This window comes from Bradyrhizobium guangxiense (assembly GCF_004114915.1).
Classification (GTDB): domain Bacteria; phylum Pseudomonadota; class Alphaproteobacteria; order Rhizobiales; family Xanthobacteraceae; genus Bradyrhizobium; species Bradyrhizobium guangxiense.
The window spans coordinates 5,297,690-5,315,319 of record NZ_CP022219.1 but is presented as its reverse complement, the minus strand read 5'-3'; the positions used below and the strand labels follow the sequence as shown (position 1 = coordinate 5,315,319).

The following is a 17,630-nucleotide window of genomic DNA, read 5'->3' as shown; positions in this document are numbered from 1 at the left end:
CTCCAGCGTTTTCAAGACGTTTTGGAACCCCAACCATCCCACAGGGTTTTGGTTCCGGACGGGACTTTGGCCGTGATAGGCTCAATGCTGAAAGAGAAGCGGGACCGGTCGTGCTGCAGAAACTCTCCACTTACCGACAGAAACGCGACTTCGAGAAGACGCCGGAGCCATCGGGCAAGACAGCAGTCGCGCCATCGAAGCAGCGGCGCTTCGTGATCCAGAAGCACGATGCGAGCCGGTTGCACTACGACCTCCGGCTCGAGTTCGACGGCGTGTTCAAGTCCTGGGCCGTGACGAAAGGGCCTTCGCTCGATCCGCACGACAAGCGCCTGGCGGTCGAGGTGGAGGACCACCCGCTCGACTATGGCGATTTCGAAGGCACGATTCCGGAAGGCCAGTATGGCGGCGGCACGGTGATGCTGTGGGACCGCGGCACCTGGGAGTCGGACGATCCAGAAGCCGGCTTCAAGAAGGGCGATCTGAAGTTCACCCTGCATGGCGACAAGCTGCAGGGGAGCTGGGTGCTGGTGCGCATGCGCAACCGCGGCGGCGAAAAGCGAACCAACTGGCTGCTGATCAAGCATCGCGACGAATATGTCCGCGAGGGCAAGGACAACGACATCCTCGACCAGGACAGGTCGGTCGCCTCCGGCCGCGCCATGGAGCAGATCGCCGAAGGCAAGGGCCGCGCGCCCAAGCCGTTCATGCTGGCGAAGGGTGCCAAGGGCAAGGCCGATGCTGTCTGGCAATCGAACCGCGTGGAGGAAGCGAAAGGGCGCACCGTCAAGCCGGCGCCGCGAACGGCCTTGAAGGCCGTCAAGTCGGCGAGGAAGAAGGCGACGACCGCGACGAATGCCAGGAAGGTGTCGGAGATGCCGGACTTCGTGGCACCGCAGCTCTGTACGCTGGTCGAGCGGCCGCCGGCCGGCGAGGGTTGGTGCCACGAGATCAAGTTCGACGGCTACCGGGTGCAGCTCCGTGTCGAGAACGGCGAGGCGACGCTGAAGACGCGAAAGGGCCTCGACTGGACCGAGAAGTTCGCGGCGATCGCGAAGGAAGCGGCGTCGCTTTCGGACGTCATGATCGACGGCGAGATCGTGGCGCTCGACCATAATGGTGCGCCGAACTTCTCCTCGCTTCAGGCCGCGCTGTCGGACGGCAAGACCAGCGAGCTGATCTTCTTCGCCTTCGACCTGCTGTTCGCCGAAGGACAGGACTACCGCCGGCTGCCGCTTGGCGAACGCAAGGCGCGCCTGAAGAAGCTGCTGGAGGCCCGCAAGCGGAAATCGAGCCAGATCCGCTATGTCGAGCATTTCGAGAGCGGCGGCGATGCCGTACTGCAATCGGCCTGCAAGCTCGAGCTGGAAGGCGTGGTGTCGAAGAAGCTGGATGCGCCGTATCGCTCCGGTCGCACCGAGAGCTGGGTCAAGTCGAAATGCCGCGCTGGCCACGAAGTGGTGATCGGCGGCTACAAGACCACCAATGGAAAATTCCGCTCCCTGATGGCCGGCGTGCAGCGCGGCGATCATCTCGTCTTCGTCGGCATGGTCGGTACCGGCTTCGGCGCTGACAAGGTCAAGCGCATCATGCCGTCGCTGAAGGCGATGGCCGCCAAGGAAAGTCCCTTCGGCGGCAAGAACGCGCCAAAGAAGACCCGCGAGGTGCACTGGCTGAAGCCGGAGCTCGTCGCCGAGATCGAGTTCGCCGGCTTCACCGCCGACGGCAATATCCGCCAGGCCGCGTTCAAGGGCCTGCGGCAGGACAAGCCTGCCGAGGAGGTCCAGGCGGAGACACCCGCCGACACCGAGCTCGCCGAGCCCACGGCTGGCAAGCGCGCCGTGAAGACGGCCAGGCGATCGAAGGACGCCGGCACCGCTGAAGTGATGGGTGTCGTCATCTCCAAGCCGGACAAGGAGCTGTGGCCCGACGACGGCGATGGTGGCGTCATCACCAAGCTGGACCTGGCCCGCTATCTCGAAGCCGTTGGCGAATGGATGATCGTGCACCTCAAGGGCCGGCCATGCTCGCTGATCCGCGCGCCTGACGGCATCAAGGGCGAATGCTTCTTCCAGCGCCATGCCATGCAGGGGACGTCGAACCTTCTGGAGCTCGCGAGGGTCTCCGGCGATCGCAAGCCGTACTTGCAGATCGACCGGATCGAAGGGCTCGCGGCTGTTGCGCAGATCGGCGGCGTCGAGCTGCATCCCTGGAATTGCGCACCCTATGCCTATGACACGCCGGGTCGGCTGGTGTTCGATCTCGATCCCGCGCCCGACGTCGAATTCGCCGACGTGGTCGAAGCCGCCAAGGAGATGCGGCAGCGGCTCCCCGACATCGGCATGGACAGCTTCTGCAAGACCACGGGCGGCAAGGGGCTGCACGTCGTGGTGCCGCTGCGCCACGGCGCGCGCGACAAGGTGAGCTGGAAGGAGGCCAAGGCATTTGCGCAAGGCGTTTGTCAGTGGATGGCCGATGACGATCCGGAACGCTACCTGCTCAACATGTCGAAGAAGCTGCGCAACGGAAAAATCTTCCTCGACTATCTCCGCAACGACCGCATGTCGACGGCGGTGGCGCCGTTGTCGCCGCGGGCGCGCGCCGGTGCCACGGTGTCGATGCCGCTGACCTGGGCGCAGGTGAAGAACGATCTCGATCCGAAGAAATACACGCTGCGGACGGTGCCGGGCCTGTTAGCGCGGTCCAAGGCCTGGGAGGGCTATGACGATGCGGCTACATCGATCAAGGCCGCGATGAAGAAGCTGGCGGGGAAGGTGAAGTAGGTCTCTGCTACAGGGAGAATTGCCGTAGGGTGGGCAAAGCGGAGCGTGCCCACGCTCCTTTTCGTAACGGTGAGCAAGGTGGGCATGGCGCAAGAGCGCCTTTGCCCACCCTGCGAAATCCCTGCTGTGTCGCTAGATCCTACCCATCAACAACAGGATCAGTAGGATGACGATGACAAGCCCGAGGCCGCCGCCGCCGTAATAGCCGGTGCCATAGAACGGGCCGCCGCCAATGCCGCTGAAGCCGCCTAGCAGGGCGATGACCAGAATGATCAGAATGATCGTACCGATTGACATGCGAATCTCCTCCAGCCCTTCGTCGGAAGGGTCGTTTGCACCTGTCCCGTGGTGCGAGGGCAACTTGCCGCAGGTTTTAAAGTTCCGGCGAAGGAAACAGCGGTTGCAGATGAGCTTGCATGGAACATTTGCCGTTTCCGCCGGCATGATTATGTGAGGATCAATCACCACGGGGCAGGGCCATGTCAGCACCGCTTGTCGTTTCAATTCCGCACCGTCTCGGCCGCGAGGAGGCGGTGCGCCGGCTCAAGACAGGACTTGGCCGCGCGGCGGCCAGCATTCCCGTGATGCAGGTCGAGGAGGAGCGCTGGACCGGCGACAGCATGGCCTTTCGCATTCGCGCGCTCGGACAGATCGCGAGCGGCCAGGTCGACGTCGGCGATGATCAAGTCCGGGTCGAGGTGGTGCTGCCCTGGCTGTTGCAGCGCTTTGCCGAGATGGCGCAGGCCACGATCAGGAAGCGCGGGCAGTTGCTGCTGACCAAGGACGCGGGGAAATGAACCATTTCATGCGCGTACGCGCGGCCGCGGGGGTCTGATCGCGCTTGCCATGCGGGCTTCGATGACAAAAGCGGGAAAATCCCGCAACGCCTGCGCGAGCGGCAATTCACCACCGGCAAGGCCGGGCGCGATGTAACCGGTCAGATCGATGGCCGCGTCAAAGCGCTCCGGCGCGGGCCATTCCCGGCCCGCTTGCGTGAACGGCGCGAAGTGACGCCCGACCACGACGATGGCCGCGTTGCGGCCATGGCGACGGGCGAAGGCGATGACATGGTCGGCATGTGGGCCGTGCACCGGAAGCGGCTGGTAGTCGCCTTGCGCGAAGACGTCGGCGAGCTGATTGCGAAGCTTGAGAAGACGCCGGGTCCATGCCAGCTTGATCTGTCCGTCAGGCCAGCTCCTGATCAGGCCGGTCCAATCCGGATCCTCCAGCGCGCTCAGCGCGGTATGACGTGCGGCAAAATCGACCGGGCGGCGGTTGTCGGGGTCGACCAGCGACAGGTCCCAGAACTCGGTGCCCTGGTAGAAGTCCGGCACGCCGGGCAGCGTCGCCTTGAGGGTGAGCTGGCTCAGCGAGTTCAACATGCCGAGCAGTGCGACGCGGTGCGCCAGCGTTTGCAGCGCCTCCCGGAATTCGCCTGACAGTGCGGGGTCGAGGATCTTGTCGACGAAACCCCTGATGCCGTCTTCATACGCCTCGTGCGGATTGAGCCAGCTGGTCTCCTCCTTGCCTTCGCGCGCGGCCTTCAGCGCGTAGGCCTGGATGCGCTCGACGAAGCCGGCATCGATCGTGTCCCCCAGCGGCCAGGCACCGAGCAGCGTCTGGTAGAGCATGTATTCGAATGTCGCCGACGGTGCGCGGAAATTGCCCTGCAGCGCGAGGTGCGGCGCGTTCAACACCTTCCAGCGCGAAACCGCGCTGGTCCATTCGCCGGGAATTTCGCTGAGCGCCGCGATGCGCGCCCGGGCATCCTCGCCGCGTTTGGTGTCATGCGTGGCGGTCGCCGTCATTCCCAGCGGCCATTCCCTGGCGCGGGCCTGCATGGTCTCGTGGAAGGCGGAGATCGCGAGGCCGGCGCTGGCGGGATCGCCGCCGACCTCGTTCAGGGCGAGCAGCCGGTGGAATTGATAGAACGCAGTATCCTCCAGCGACTTCGCCATCATCGGCCCGGTGAATTGCTGCACCTTCAGCGCGAAGCGGCGCACGCGCGGGGCGCTGTGCGGAGGGCGGCCGGGCTTGAGCAGGTCCATGGTCAGGGCGTCGCGCAGGAAATCGAAGATGCCTTCGTCGGCAGCGAACCATTCCGCGCGCGCGCGCGCGATGGTGTCGTCGATCAGCTTGCGGTCGGCGGCCGTCGGTCCGCTGTTGGTCAGATAGGTGCGGTAGACCGGGAAATGCAGCACGTAGAGTTCCAGCGCCTGCCGCAGGCTGTCGGCGGAGAAGTCCCGGGTCGAGTAGTGGCCGTTGGCGATGCGCGCGAGCAGTTGCGTCAGCACGGTGAATTCGCTGGTGAGCAGCGTCTCCAGCACGCGCCTCTTGGCGTCCTTGACGTAAGGTGCAAGCCGCGGCGGCCGGTTGCTGATCTGCCGCCAGGTCTCGTCCAGCGCCTCCAGCCCCTTGGTGTCGACCAGCACCTGCGTCATCACGTTCATCCATTCATAGCCGGTGGTGCCCTGAACGCCGGCGAAGTGCGGCAGGCGCTCGTGCTCGCACAGGATCTTCTCGATCACGGTGTAGAACGGCTTCGTGTTGCCTTGCGCGTCGCGCACCAGGCGGCGCAGCCGCTGGCAATATTGTGCGGGGTCGCGCAGGCCGTCGATGTGATCGAGACGGATGCCTTGCAGCTTGCCGGCGGCGATGAGCTGCTTCACCAGCCGGTGCGTGGCAGCAAAGGTGCTCGCGTCCTCGACGCGCAGGCCCGCGAGGCCGTTGACGTCGAAGAAGCGGCGGTAGTTGATATCACTGGAGGCGAGCCGCCAATGGCCGAGCTTGTAATGCTGCCGCTCGAGCAGATGATGCAGCGCCAGCGTCTGCGCAGGGCGATCCTTGCCAGCGCGATAGGCAGCAAGACCTCGCGCGATGAGGTCGGCTGCGCCGGCGATCTCCCTAAGCTCGGATTTGAAGGCGGGAGCTTCCTTGCGGTTGGGCCGGCGCAATCCGGTGTAGCGCGCCGCAAGTGCGAGCAGGCGTTGGCCGGGCTCCGTTTCCGCCGCGTCCGCCTCCTTGACGATCATCCGCAGCATCTCGCCATAGCGCTCCGGCGCGATCGGAAGCCGATGCTCGAAATACCAGGCGGAAAAACTTCCCTGATCCGGGTCGTAGCGCAGCTCGATCTCGCCGCGCTCGAGCGCCTCGCCATAGGATGCGCCCAGGATCGGCAGCAGCACGCCGCCGCGGGCGCGGTAGGGCAGCAGGTCCCAGTCGATGTCGAAGGAGACCGCGTGCGGCGAGGCCTGGCCCCATTCCAGCACGTCCAGCCACCAGGGATTGTCGGCAAAATGCACGCCGACATGGTTGGGCACGAAATCGATGATCAGGCCGAGGTCGTGCTGCCTGAGAGCCTCGCTCAGGCGGGCGAAGCCGGCTTCGCCGCCGAGCTCGGGATTGAACTGGCCGTGATCGACGGTGTCGTAGCCGTGGGTCGAGCCCTTGCGCGCCTTCATCACCGGCGAGGCGTAGAGATGCGTGATCCCCAGCGCCTTGAGGTAAGGCACGACCGCGGTGGCCTTGTCGAAGTCGAAATCCGCGGTGAGCTGGAGCCGGTAGGTCGCAAGTGGAATGGTGGGAGGCATCCTAACCTCCGAGGCGCCAGACCACCGACCAGGGCGGAAGCCGGTCGCCGGTCTCGCCGCCCCAGATTGGCGTGCCCGCGCTGATATTGGATGTGATCTCGTGGTCCGAGAGATTGGCAACGAGGCGCAGCGCCGTGCCGTCGCCCATCAGCCAATGCGCGGTGAGCAGGCCATCGTCCGCCGCCTCGGCCTCGCCGAAGCGCGCACCTTTCAGCCGCGGCATGATCTCCTTAGCTCGGATCGCCAGCAGCTCCCGGACCAGCGCGAGCCGCGCCTCCTGCTGCGGCGCGCGGCCGGTCCAGTCGAGCACGGCCGATTGCAGCGTGGCCGGATCGAGCGGGTCGGGCACCTCGTCGCCGTATTTCTCGTAGGCCCAGGCATATTCCTGCCTGCGTCCCTTGCGGACGGCGTCGGCGAGTCCGCCCTGGAAATCGCAGAAGAATGGGAAGGGCACCGTCGAGCCCCACTCCTCGCCCTGAAACAGCATCGGCACCATCGGCGCCAGCAGGGTCACCGCGAGCGCCGCCTCGATCTGCTGCGGCGACGCCAGGCTTTCGAGCCGGTCGCCGAGCGGACGGTTGCCGATCTGGTCGTGATTTTGCAGGAAATTGACGAAGGTCGAAGGCGGCAGCTCGCCGCTCGGCTCGCCGCGCGGTTTCTTGCCCCAGAACTCCGAAACCTCGCCCTGATAGACGAAGCCGGAGGCCAGCGCCCGCGCCAGATCGAGGCGCGGCGTTTGATAATCCGCGTAGTAACCGGCGAGCTCGCCGGTCAGCATCACGTGCCAGACGTGGTGATAATCGTCGTTCCACTGTGCACGATATCTGCCGTTCGGCGGCTCCTGCGCGGCGTCGAGCAGGCTGGCGCGATTGTCGCCATTCTCCAGCACGAGATGGATGTGCCGCCCCGTGGCCTTGGCGAGCTCTCCGGCGGCGACGCTGAGGTCCTGGAGCATCGACTGATCGCCGGGGACCGCCATGATGTGATTGGCGGCATCCAGCCGCAGGCCGTCGAAACGGTAGTCGCTGAGCCATGACAGCGCGTTCTCGACCGCGAACGCCCGCACCTGCGGCACGCGATAATCGATCGTGCTGCCCCAGGGCGTATGTGCGTCGGTGAAGAAGCTCGGCGCATAGCGGCCGAGGTAATTTCCCTCCGGCCCGAAATGATTATAGACGACGTCGAGGAACACCATCAGCCCGCGCAGATGGGCCTCGTCGATCAGCGCCTTGAGGTCTTCGGGGCGGCCATAGACGCTGTCGGGCGCATACCAGAGTACGCCGTCATAGCCCCAGCCGCGGTGTCCTGCGAAATCGGCCAGCGGCATCAGCTCCAGCGCGGTGATGCCGGTTGCGGCAAGATGATCGAGCTTGTCGATCATGGCGCGGTAGGTGCCGTTCGAGGTGAAGGTGCCGACATGGGTTTCGATCAGCACCGTCTCTTCCCACGGGCGGCCGCGCCAATCGCGCGCGCGCCACACGAAGGCGTCGTGATCGATCACCTCGCTCGGGCCGAACACGTCGTCGGGCTGGAAAGCCGAGGCCGGATCGGGCACGTCGATCTCGTCGTCGATCCTGAATTTGTAGGGGCTGCCGGCGGTGAGGCCGGCAATCTCGGCCACGTACCAGCCATCCTGCCGGCGCTGCATCGCGTGCCTTCGATCGAGCAGGAGGTCGACACGGCGCGCGGCCGGTGCCCACAGGCGGAACGATACGCCGTCCTTCGTCGGCTTGGCCCCGAAGGATGGCCTCATAGCGCCCCCGCGAAGGCGAGCACGGAGCGCGGCGGCGCCTTGCTGTCGCTTCCGGGCGGGAAGTCGATCGTATTCAGCTTGGCATCGGTCGTGTTCAGGATCTGCTGCCAGCTCTTGTATTCGGTCATCTTGGGCAATTTGAATGCGATCTCTTCGGGGGCCGCGTTCAATACGATAAAGATCGCGGCGCTGCCCGGTTCCATCGGTCCCATCACATAGGACAGGAACCGCCCTTCGGGAAACTTCCAGTCGCTTTCCGTCATCTCGTCGCCGGCGGGCGTCAGCCACAGCGCGCCATAGGAGAGGCCGTCCGCAGGCCGTCCGTCGAGCCAGCGGTGGCTGCGAAGCTGCGAGAACCGGCGGCGGATGTCGGCGAGATGGCCGACGAAATCGACCATGTCGTCGCCGTCCTTGCCCAGCTTGCCCCAGCCGCCCCAGCCGATCTCGTTGTCCTGGCAATAGGCGTTGTTGTTGCCGGATTGCGAGTTGCCGACCTCGTCGCCGGCGAGGATCAGCGGAACGCCCTGCGCCAGCATCAGACAGGCCAGCACGTTCTTGCGAAGCTGGCGACGCAGGCCGATGATCTGGGGATCGTCGGTCGGCCCCTCGACACCGCAATTGTTGCTGTGATTGTCGTTGGAGCCGTCGCGGTTGTCCTCGCCGTTGGCCTCGTTGTGCTTCTCGTTGTAGCTGAAGAGGTCGGCGAGCGTGAAGCCGTCGTGGACGGTGATGTGGTTGATGCTGGCGCGCGGCCGCCGTCCGTCGTGGTTGAACAGGTCGGAGGACGCCGTCATGCGGCTGGAGATGTCGCCGATCAGGCTGCCTTCGCCGCTCCAGTAGCGGCGCATCGCGCTGCGATAGCGATCGTTCCATTCCGACCATTGCGAGGGGAACGCGCCGACCTGATAGCCGCCGAGGCCGAGATCCCAGGGCTCCGCGACGAGCTTGACGGTCGCCAGCACCGGATCCTGCCGGATCGCGGTCAGGAACGAGATGCCGCGATCAAAGCCGTTCGGCCCACGCGCCAGCGTGGTGGCGAGGTCGAAGCGGAAGCCGTCGACGTGGCAGACCTCGACCCAGTAGCGCAGTGAATCCATCACCATCTGCAGCACGCGTGGATGGGTGAGGTTGACGGAGGAGCCGCAGCCGGTGAAGTCGTCGTAATAGCGCGGGTTCTCGCGGTTCAGCCAGTAATAGGAGGCGTTGTCGATGCCGCGATAGCATAGGGTCGGACCGAGATGGTTGCCCTCCGCTGTGTGATTGTAGACGACGTCGAGCATCACCTCGATGCCGGCATCGTGCAGGCGCGCCACCGTGGTGCGGAAGGAGTCGAGCGCATTGTCCTGGGCGTAGCGCGGCTCGGGGGCGAAGAAGGACAGCGTGTTGTAGCCCCAATAATTGACAAGCCTTTTCTCCACCAGGATGCGGTCGTCGACGAAGCTGTGCACCGGCAGCAGCTCGATCGTGGTGACGCCGAGCGTCTTAAGATGCTCGATCATCGCCGGCGAGGAGAGGCCGCCATAGGTGCCGCGCAAGTTCGGCGACACGTCGTCGCGCTTCTGCGTCAGGCCCTTGACGTGGGCTTCGTAGATGATCGTGTCTTCCCAGGGGATGTTGGGACGGATCTCGCGGCGGCCCCAGTTGAAGGTCTCGTCGACCACGACGGCCTTGGGCATGCCGCGCGCATTGTCGCGACGGTCGAAGGACAGATCCTCGCGGGCCGAGCCGGTGCGGTAGGCAAAGTGCGCATCACTCCAGACCAGACGCCCGGCGAGCCGCTTGGCGTAGGGATCGAGCAGCAGCTTGTTGGCATTGAAGCGGTGACCATGCTCGGGCTCGTAAGGGCCGTGGACGCGATAGCCGTACAGCTGGCCGGGCGAGACGTCGTTGAGATAGCCGTGCCAGACGTCCTCGGTCCGCTCGGGCAGCTCGATGCGTTCGAGCTCGCGGCGGCCCTGAGCGTCGAACAGGCAGAGCTCGACCTTCTGTGCGTTGGCGGAGAACAGCGCGAAATTGGTGCCGCGTCCGTCCCAGCTTGCGCCGAGGCGTGCGGGCGATCCAGCAGTCAGGCGCATGTGTCAGCTTTCCGGAACGAGGAAGATCGCGGCGAGCGGCGGAATGGTGAGGCGGAGCTCGGGCGCCTTGCCTTCAACGGCTTGGCCCTCGCCGATGTTCCCGACATTGCTGCCGCCATAATGGCCGGAGTCCGAATTGAACACTTCCTTCCATTTGCCGGCAAAGGGAACGCGGACGCCGTAGTTGCGATAGACGTTGGGAGAGAAGTTGACGATGACGAGACAGCGCGCGTGCTCGTCGAAGCCCTTGCGCAGCCAGGCGAACAGGTTGCGGTTGGCGTCGTCCGTGATCAGCCATTCGAAACCGGCCTGGTCGCAGTCCATCTGGTGCAGCGCCGGCACCGCGCGATAGAGCCGGTTGAGGTCCCGGATCAGCGCCTGGATGCCGGAATGGTGCTTGTATTCGAGCAGGTGCCAGTCGAGCGACTGGTCGTGATTCCACTCGCTGCTCTGCGCGATCTCGGCGCCCATGAACAAGAGCTTCTTGCCGGGGTGACCGAACATGAAGCTGTAATAGGCGCGCAGGTTCGCAAAGCGCTGCCACTCGTCGCCAGGCATGCGGCCGAGGATCGAGCGCTTGCCGTGGACGACTTCGTCGTGAGACAGCGGCAGGATGAAGTTCTCCGAGAACGCGTAGTGCAGGCCGAACAGGATCTCGCCGTGATGGTACTTGCGGTGGATCGGATCCTTGCTGATGTAGTTCAGCGTGTCGTGCATCCAGCCCATGTTCCACTTGTAGCCGAAGCCGAGCCCGCCGAATTCGACCGGCCGCGAGACCTGCGGCCAGGCGGTGGACTCCTCGGCCGCCGTGGTCGCCTGCGGGAAGCGCGCGAAGACCTCGGTGTTGAAGCGGCGCAGGAAGTTGATCGCCTCGATGTTTTCGCGGCCGCCATACTGGTTCGGTATCCACGCGCCGGGTGGCCGGCTGTAGTCGAGATAGAGCATGGACGCGACGGCATCGACGCGCAGCCCGTCGATGGCATAGCGGTCCATCCAGAACAGCGCGTTCGACACCAGGAAGTTCGTCACTTCGGTACGGCCGTAATTGTAGATCAACGTGCCCCAGTCGAGGTGGCGGCCCTGGAGCGGGTTGGCATGTTCATAAAGCGCTGTGCCGTCGAAACTGCCGAGCCCGTGCGGATCGTCGGGGAAGTGACCCGGCACCCAGTCGAGCAGCACGCCGATGCCTTCGCGGTGACAGGCATCGACCAGCGCGGCGAAATCCTCCGGGGTCCCGAAGCGGCTCGTCGGCGCGTAGAGCCCAGTTGGCTGATAGCCCCAGGAGCCGTCGAACGGGTGCTCGCTGACGGGCAGGAATTCGAGATGGGTGAAGCCCATGTCGCGGGCATAGGCCGGCAGCTGCTCGGCGAGCTCGCGATAGGTCAGCCATTCATTGTTGTCCTTGCGCCGCCACGAGCCCAGATGGACCTCGTAGATCGACATCGGCGCCGACAGGGCGTTGATGCCGTCGGGCGCCGGGCGCGGACGCGGCAGCTGCGCTTCGTCGAACACGATGGAGGCCGTCTTCGGTCGGACCTCGCTCGCAAACGCCAGCGGATCGGATTTCAGCGGCAGCAGATGGCCGTGGGGGCCGATGATCTCGAACTTGTAGTGATCGCCGGACTTTGCATGCGGAATGAACAATTCCCAATACCCGGCGCCGCGCACCCGCATCGGATGGCGCCGTCCGTCCCAGAAATTGAAATCGCCGACCACCGAAACGCGGCGTGCATTCGGCGCCAGCACCACGAAGCCGATGCCGTCGATGCCCTCGAGCCGCATCGGATGGGCGCCGAGCTTGTCGTAGAGGCGCTGGTGGGTGCCCTCGCCGAGCAGATACAGGTCGAAATCCGTCAGGATCGGCGGAAAGCGGTAGGCGTCCTCGAACTCGACGACGCTGTTGCCGAATTTTGCGCGTAGCTGGTAGTGCCTGGAGCCGTTGGGCAGCGCGCCGATGAACAGTCCGGCGTCGTGCACCCGGTCGAGCGATGCGACCTCGCCATGTTCGCCGACCGCCTCGACATTGGAGGCCTCGGGCAGGAACGCGCGCACCACGCTTCTGCCGCCCTCGGCATGGAGTCCGAGATAGTGGAAGGGGTCCGAATGGCGGCCTTCGATGATCGCATAGGCCTCGGCAGGCAGTTTAGGCATGGGCTTCGCTCTCGGTACTGGACAGAATGCGAAGCAGTCCGGTCAGCGGCGCATGGAGCCCCTCAGGCCGGTGGGACAGCTCGTACTCCAACTCATCGAAGGCCTGATCAAGCATGAAAAACCTTAACAGGCCTTCCGCGGATTGCCGGTGCTCCGGCCACAGCCGCCGATCGGTCATGGCTTCGCGATAGGTGGACAGGAAGACGGTGGTGGCTCGCTCGCGCCATTCGTCGAGCGCGGCCGCGATCCGGCCCTGCTCGTCGGAAGCGCCCGTGACCGCGCGGCTCAGTGCCGCGGTGACCGAAGCATCGATCGAGCGGATCAGGCCGGCGACGTCGCGCGCGGCGGGCGCCTTGCGCCGCCTGTCGGCCAGGGGCCGGCGCGGGTCGCCGTCGAAATCGATGATGAAGATGTCGTCCTTCACGATCAGAGTTTGCCCAAGGCGGAAGTCGCCATGATGACGGATGTTCACCCCCCCGATCCCGGAAGGCAATAGCGCATTCAGGCAGTCGAACAGGCTCGCACGCACCGCAATGAGCCGGTCGATCAGGGGCCGGTCCGCCTCCCGCAGCCCGTCGCGGCTGTCGGCCAGCCGGCCGAGGACCCGCTCGGCACGCGCTTTGAGGTCGGACGCCAAGGCCTTGATCTGGGCAGAATCGATCGGCACCGGGGCGAGATCGTCGGACTTGGCCGCGGCGAGAGCAACGTGCAGCTCGGCGAGCCTGCGGCCGATCTGCGCGATGAAATGCAGATAGGGCGCCTGCTCCTGAGTCTCGCGCGGCATCTCCTTGGCCGGCAACACGCGCTGCTCGTCGATGTAACGATCGAGATACCCCGTGGTTACCGTCCAGCCGTCGCCCTGGTTCTCGACGAAGGCATGCAGCACGCCGAGCGTGCTGCGCTGCTCGCCCTCGACCAGCTCGACGCTGCCGAGCAGCGCGGGGGTGTTGGCGAAGCGCGCGACCTCGGTGAGATAATGGCCGATCTCGATCTCGGGGCTGACGCCGCTTTCGAGCTGGCGATAGAGCTTGGCGACGTACTGGTTGTCGACCAGCGCGGTGCTGTTCGTCTGCTCGATCGCGCGGATGCGCTCGGGCTCCTTGATGGTGTAATCGGCGAACCGGCTGGGCGCCTTGAATTCAAGCCGAAGGGCGTTCTCTGCCACCACCAGGTTCTGCGACAGATTGCGCAGGAACAGGCCGATGAAGATCTGCTCGGTCGCGACGTCGAGCAGCGTGCCTTCGCGTGCGCCCTGGCGCACGGCGGCGAGCGCTTTCGGATTGAAGCGCTCGCGGTCGAAGCGTACCCACTCGATCTGCAGCGGCAGCACGTAACGTGTCGCGGCCTCTCCTTGCTTGTTCTCGAAGAACGCGATCCAGGGCCGGTTGTCGCCGATGTCGCAGAACGGCACCGCCGAGGTCAGCGCGGTCTTGATATGCTTGGGATTGTGCTCGGGATACCATCGCGTCCGCGACAGGAATCCCGGCAGCACGTCGCGCTCGAACACGCCCCGCTCGCGAGCGAGCGACACCCAGTTCGAATTCACCGGCACGACCAGGGTTTCGAACTCCGGCACCGCGCGCGGCGCCACCGGCTCGGACTTGTCGCGCTCCTGAAGCTGGAACCAGTAGAAGCCGTAAGGCCCCAGCGTGATCATGTAGGGCAATTCGCCGATCGCCGGGAAGCGGGTGCGGCCAAGCATCTCCTGCGGGATGCGGTCCTTCCAGGGCGACAGGTCGAGCTCGGTGGCTTGCGCGGCGCGCGACAAATTGGCGACGCAGAGGATCACCTCGTCGCGATACTGTCGGACATAGGCCAGCACGGCGCGATTGGCCGGGCGGATGAAGGTCATGGTGCCGCGGCCAAAGGCGAGTGTCGACTTGCGGACCGAGATCAGCCGCTTGGTGGCGCTGAGCAACGACGACAGGCTGCGCGACTGCGCCTCCACGTTGACCGACTCATAGCCATAGACCGGATCCATGATCAGCGGCGCGTAGAGCCGCGCCGGATCGCAGCGCGAGAAGCCGCCGTTACGGTCCGGGCTCCACTGCATCGGCGTGCGCACGCCGTTGCGGTCGCCGAGATAGATGTTGTCGCCCATCCCGATCTCGTCGCCGTAATAGATGATCGGCGTGCCGGGGAAGGACAGCAGCAGTGAGTTCATCAATTCGATCTTGCGCCGGTCGTTGTCCATCAGCGGCGCAAGGCGCCTGCGGATGCCGACATTGATGCGGGCGCGCGGGTCGTTGGCGTAGGTGGTCCAGAGATAGTCGCGCTCGACGTCGGTGACCATTTCCAGCGTCAGCTCATCGTGGTTGCGCAGGAACAGCGCCCACTGGCAGCTCGCCGGAATGTCCGGCGTCTGGCGCAGGATGTCGGTGATCGGGAAGCGGTCCTCCTGCGCGATCGCCATGTAGATGCGCGGCATCAGCGGGAAGTGATAGGCCATGTGGCACTCGTCGCCCCGGCCGAAATATTCCTGCACGTCCTCCGGCCATTGATTGGCCTCGGCGAGCAACAGCTTGCCCTTGGAGTAGGCGTCGAGCTCCTGCCGCAGCCGCTTGATGATCGCATGCGTCTCGGGAAGGTTCTCGTTCGAGGTGCCCTCGCGCTCGCACAGATAGGGAATCGCATCCAGCCGGAAACCGTCGACACCGGCGTCCAGCCAGCGCTTCATCACCTGGATGATGGCGCTCACCACGCGCGGATTGTCGAAGTTGAGATCAGGCTGATGCGAGAAGAAGCGGTGCCAGTAGAACGCACCGGCCTCCGGGTCCCAGGTCCAGTTCGACTTCTCCGTGTCGGTGAAGATGATGCGCGTGCCCTGGTATTTCTGGTCGGTGTCGCTCCAGACATACCAGTTGCGCGCGCTGGAGCCGGGATGGCTGCGGCGCGCGCGCTTGAACCATTTGTGCTGGTCCGAGGTATGGTTGACGACGAGCTCGGTGATGACGCGCAAGCCGCGGCGCTGTGCTTCCTGGATGAAGCGCTTGAAGTCCTTCATCGTCCCGAAATCGGGATTGACCGAGCCGTAGTCGGCGATGTCGTAGCCGTCGTCGCGGCCGGGCGAGGGATAGAACGGCAGCAGCCACAGCGCGGTGACGCCGAGCTCCTGCAGATAAGGCAGCTTCTCGGTCAGTCCGGCGAAGTCGCCGATGCCGTCATGGTTGCTGTCGGCGAAGGCCTTGACGTGGAGCTGGTAGATGATGGCGTCCTTGTACCAGAGCTCATCCACGATCTCGGCAGCCTCGGCCTTCTTGGTGTCGACGGAAGACAAAACGTTCATGGCGTGGACCCTTACGCCAGGCAGCGGAACAGAAGTGCCGGATCGCGGTCGGGATCGATACGCAACCTGATCCCGCCCCATTCGATGCGGGACTGTTCGCCGGTGAGAAGATTTTCGAGTGTCGTCACATGGTGCCGCTGCCCGCCGGCGTCAACCGTGACGTCGCCGAGCGGCAGCCAGGATTCGCGCACGTGACCGGAGAGCGCGATCACGATGACGACGGTGTTGGCGGGCTCGGCCGCCTCCTTGACGAAGGCGATCGTCTCGCCGTCTTCGATATTGAGGAAACGCAAATTCGCGGTCTGCTGGAGCGCGGCGTTCTCGTTGCGGATGCGGTTGAGGTCGGCAATGTAGGATTTGACGTTGCCGGGCCGGTCCCAGTCGCGCTGCCGGATCTGATATTTCTCGGAATCGAGATATTCCTCCCGACCGGGGATCGCCGCGTGTTCCAGCAGCTCGAAGCCGCTGTACATGCCGTAGCTGCCCGACATCGTCGCGGCCAGTGCAACGCGCGACTTGAACATCCAGGCCTCTCCGCTCTGGAGATGATAGGGCAGCAGATCGGGCGTGTTGACGAACAGGTTCGGACGATAGAAGTCGCGCTCGGGATAGCGCGCCAGCTCGTCGAGATATTGCTCCAGCTCCGATCGCGACGTGCGCCAGGGGAAATAGGTGAAGGACTGCGCAAAACCGAGCTTGGCGAGTCCCTTCATCAGCTTCGGTCGCGCAAAGGTCTTGGAGAACAGGATCACCTCGGGATGCCGGCGGCGGATGTCGCCGATCAACCACTCCCAGAAGGCAAGCGGCGCGGTGTCGTGATTGTCGATGGCGAAGATGGTGACGCCTTGGTCGATCCAGAACAGCATGACATCGCGAAAGGCGTTCCAAAGGCCGATGCGGTCGACCGAGGCGAAGTCGAGAATCACGATGTCCGAATAGGGGCCGTCCGCCGCCCGCACCGAGCGGTCCGGCCGCCATTTGAACCATTCCGGATGCTGCGTCAGCCAGGGATGGTCCGGCGAGCATTGCACGGCGAAGTCGAGCGCGAGCTCGACGCCATATTCGAGGCAGGTCGCAACCAGGGCGCGGAAATCCTCGATGGTGCCGAGCTCGGGGTGCAGCGCATCGTGGCCACCCTCGGCGGCGCCGATCGCGTAGGGTGAGCCGGGTTCGCCTGCGGTCGCCACCGGCGCATTGTTGCGCCCCTTGCGGCGGCTGCGGCCGATGGGATGGATCGGCGTGAAATAGAGCACGTCAAAACCCATCGCGGCGATGTCCGCCACACGCGTGATGCAGTCGCGCAGCGTGCCGTGGTGGCCGGGGATCCGGCTCTGGCTGCGCGGCATCATCTGATACCAGGCGCCAAACCGCGCTCTGCCGCGGTCGATGGTCAGCGGGAAGGGCGGTGAAAGGGTCAGGTCGGGCCGGGACTGGCTCTCGGCCATGGCTTCGCCAAGCTCGGCCGCAAGCAGCGAGGTGACATCGCCGGTTTGAAGATAATCCTCGCATTGCCTCACGATGACCGCAGCTGCGTCCTGCCGCGCACCATACGCCTTGGTCAGCAGGCCGGCACCTTCGAGGGCATCGAGGCTGACATCGGTGCCGGTACGTTGCTTGCGCATGACAGCGTGGGACCAGGTGGCGAACTCGTCGGTCCAGGCTTCGATCGCATAGACGTATTGGCCCGGCTCCAGCGGAGTGAACGCGCCGGACCAGCGGTCATTGCCGTGATGGACCATCGGCTCCCGCCGCCAGTCCCGCTCCTGCTCAGGGCGCCAGAGCAGCGCGGCCCCGACCACGGCGTCGCCATCGCGGTAGACATCGGCCCACACCTCGACACGGTCGCCAGCGATCCGCTTCACGGCGAAGCGACCGCCGTCGATCAAGGGATAGATGTCTTCGATGAGGAAAGCGCTGCCGGCTGCGGCACTTTCGACAGTTTGAATTGTCTTGTTCACGGTGATGCCATTGACAAGAAAGCAGGAGCCCGTTTCC

9 protein-coding genes are annotated in these 17,630 nt (G+C 64.9%); 2 read left to right on the top strand and 7 right to left on the bottom strand.

The window, feature by feature from the left end:
* Positions 1-110: 110 nt before the first annotated feature.
* Complete coding sequence (gene ligD / locus X268_RS25370) at positions 111-2,780, top strand: DNA ligase D (protein ID WP_128927458.1); 2,670 nt, start codon at positions 111-113, stop codon at positions 2,778-2,780.
* 132 nt (positions 2,781-2,912) lie between these two features.
* Here the strand turns inward: ligD and X268_RS25365 are convergent, their stop codons facing one another.
* Complete coding sequence (locus tag X268_RS25365) at positions 2,913-3,077, bottom strand: DUF3309 family protein (RefSeq protein ID WP_018318514.1); 165 nt, start codon at positions 3,075-3,077, stop codon at positions 2,913-2,915.
* Between the two features lie 182 nt (positions 3,078-3,259).
* On the opposite strand from X268_RS25365, the gene X268_RS25360 reads away from it, so the two are divergent.
* Entirely contained in the window at positions 3,260-3,577 is a 318-nt protein-coding gene (locus X268_RS25360) for a polyhydroxyalkanoic acid system family protein (RefSeq protein WP_128927457.1), read from the top strand.
* Positions 3,578-3,583: 6 nt separating this feature from the next.
* Here X268_RS25360 and treY read toward each other — a convergent pair whose 3' ends face one another.
* From treY to X268_RS25330, 6 genes are read right to left on the bottom strand one after another with little or no spacing between them, the layout of a single operon-like run.
* Positions 3,584-6,370 (bottom strand): malto-oligosyltrehalose synthase, encoded by a 2,787-nt coding sequence (gene treY / locus X268_RS25355; protein ID WP_128927456.1) that lies wholly within the window; start codon positions 6,368-6,370, stop codon positions 3,584-3,586.
* Position 6,371: 1 nt separating this feature from the next.
* On the bottom strand, positions 6,372-8,123 hold the full coding sequence (treZ, locus tag X268_RS25350) for a malto-oligosyltrehalose trehalohydrolase (RefSeq protein ID WP_128927455.1): 1,752 nt from the start codon (positions 8,121-8,123) through the stop codon (positions 6,372-6,374).
* Entirely contained in the window at positions 8,120-10,198 is a 2,079-nt protein-coding gene (glgX, locus tag X268_RS25345) for a glycogen debranching protein GlgX (RefSeq protein WP_128927454.1), read from the bottom strand. The genes treZ and glgX overlap by 4 nt, the downstream gene beginning before the upstream one ends.
* A 3-nt stretch (positions 10,199-10,201) precedes the next feature.
* The gene (gene glgB / locus X268_RS25340; RefSeq protein WP_128927453.1) at positions 10,202-12,349 is read right to left on the bottom strand and encodes a 1,4-alpha-glucan branching protein GlgB; all 2,148 of its coding nucleotides are present in this window, start codon (positions 12,347-12,349) and stop codon (positions 10,202-10,204) included.
* Entirely contained in the window at positions 12,342-15,635 is a 3,294-nt protein-coding gene (gene treS, locus X268_RS25335; protein WP_128927452.1) for a maltose alpha-D-glucosyltransferase, read from the bottom strand. The genes glgB and treS overlap by 8 nt, the downstream gene beginning before the upstream one ends.
* An 11-nt stretch (positions 15,636-15,646) precedes the next feature.
* A complete protein-coding gene (locus tag X268_RS25330; RefSeq protein WP_128927451.1) occupies positions 15,647-17,593 on the bottom strand; it encodes a maltotransferase domain-containing protein in 1,947 nt (648 codons plus the stop codon).
* Positions 17,594-17,630: the final 37 nt, after the last annotated feature.

Excerpts from the sequence above, each read along its gene's own strand:
- X268_RS25365 (WP_018318514.1), bottom strand. The coding sequence starts at position 3,077 with ATGTCAATCGGTACGATCATTCTGATCATTCTGGTCATCGCCCTGCTA.
- X268_RS25360 (WP_128927457.1), top strand. The coding sequence starts at position 3,260 with ATGTCAGCACCGCTTGTCGTTTCAATTCCGCACCGTCTCGGCCGCGAG.
- treY (WP_128927456.1), bottom strand. The coding sequence starts at position 6,370 with ATGCCTCCCACCATTCCACTTGCGACCTACCGGCTCCAGCTCACCGCG.
- treZ (WP_128927455.1), bottom strand. The coding sequence starts at position 8,123 with ATGAGGCCATCCTTCGGGGCCAAGCCGACGAAGGACGGCGTATCGTTC.
- glgX (WP_128927454.1), bottom strand. The coding sequence starts at position 10,198 with ATGCGCCTGACTGCTGGATCGCCCGCACGCCTCGGCGCAAGCTGGGAC.
- glgB (WP_128927453.1), bottom strand. The coding sequence starts at position 12,349 with ATGCCTAAACTGCCTGCCGAGGCCTATGCGATCATCGAAGGCCGCCAT.
- treS (WP_128927452.1), bottom strand. The coding sequence starts at position 15,635 with ATGAACGTTTTGTCTTCCGTCGACACCAAGAAGGCCGAGGCTGCCGAG.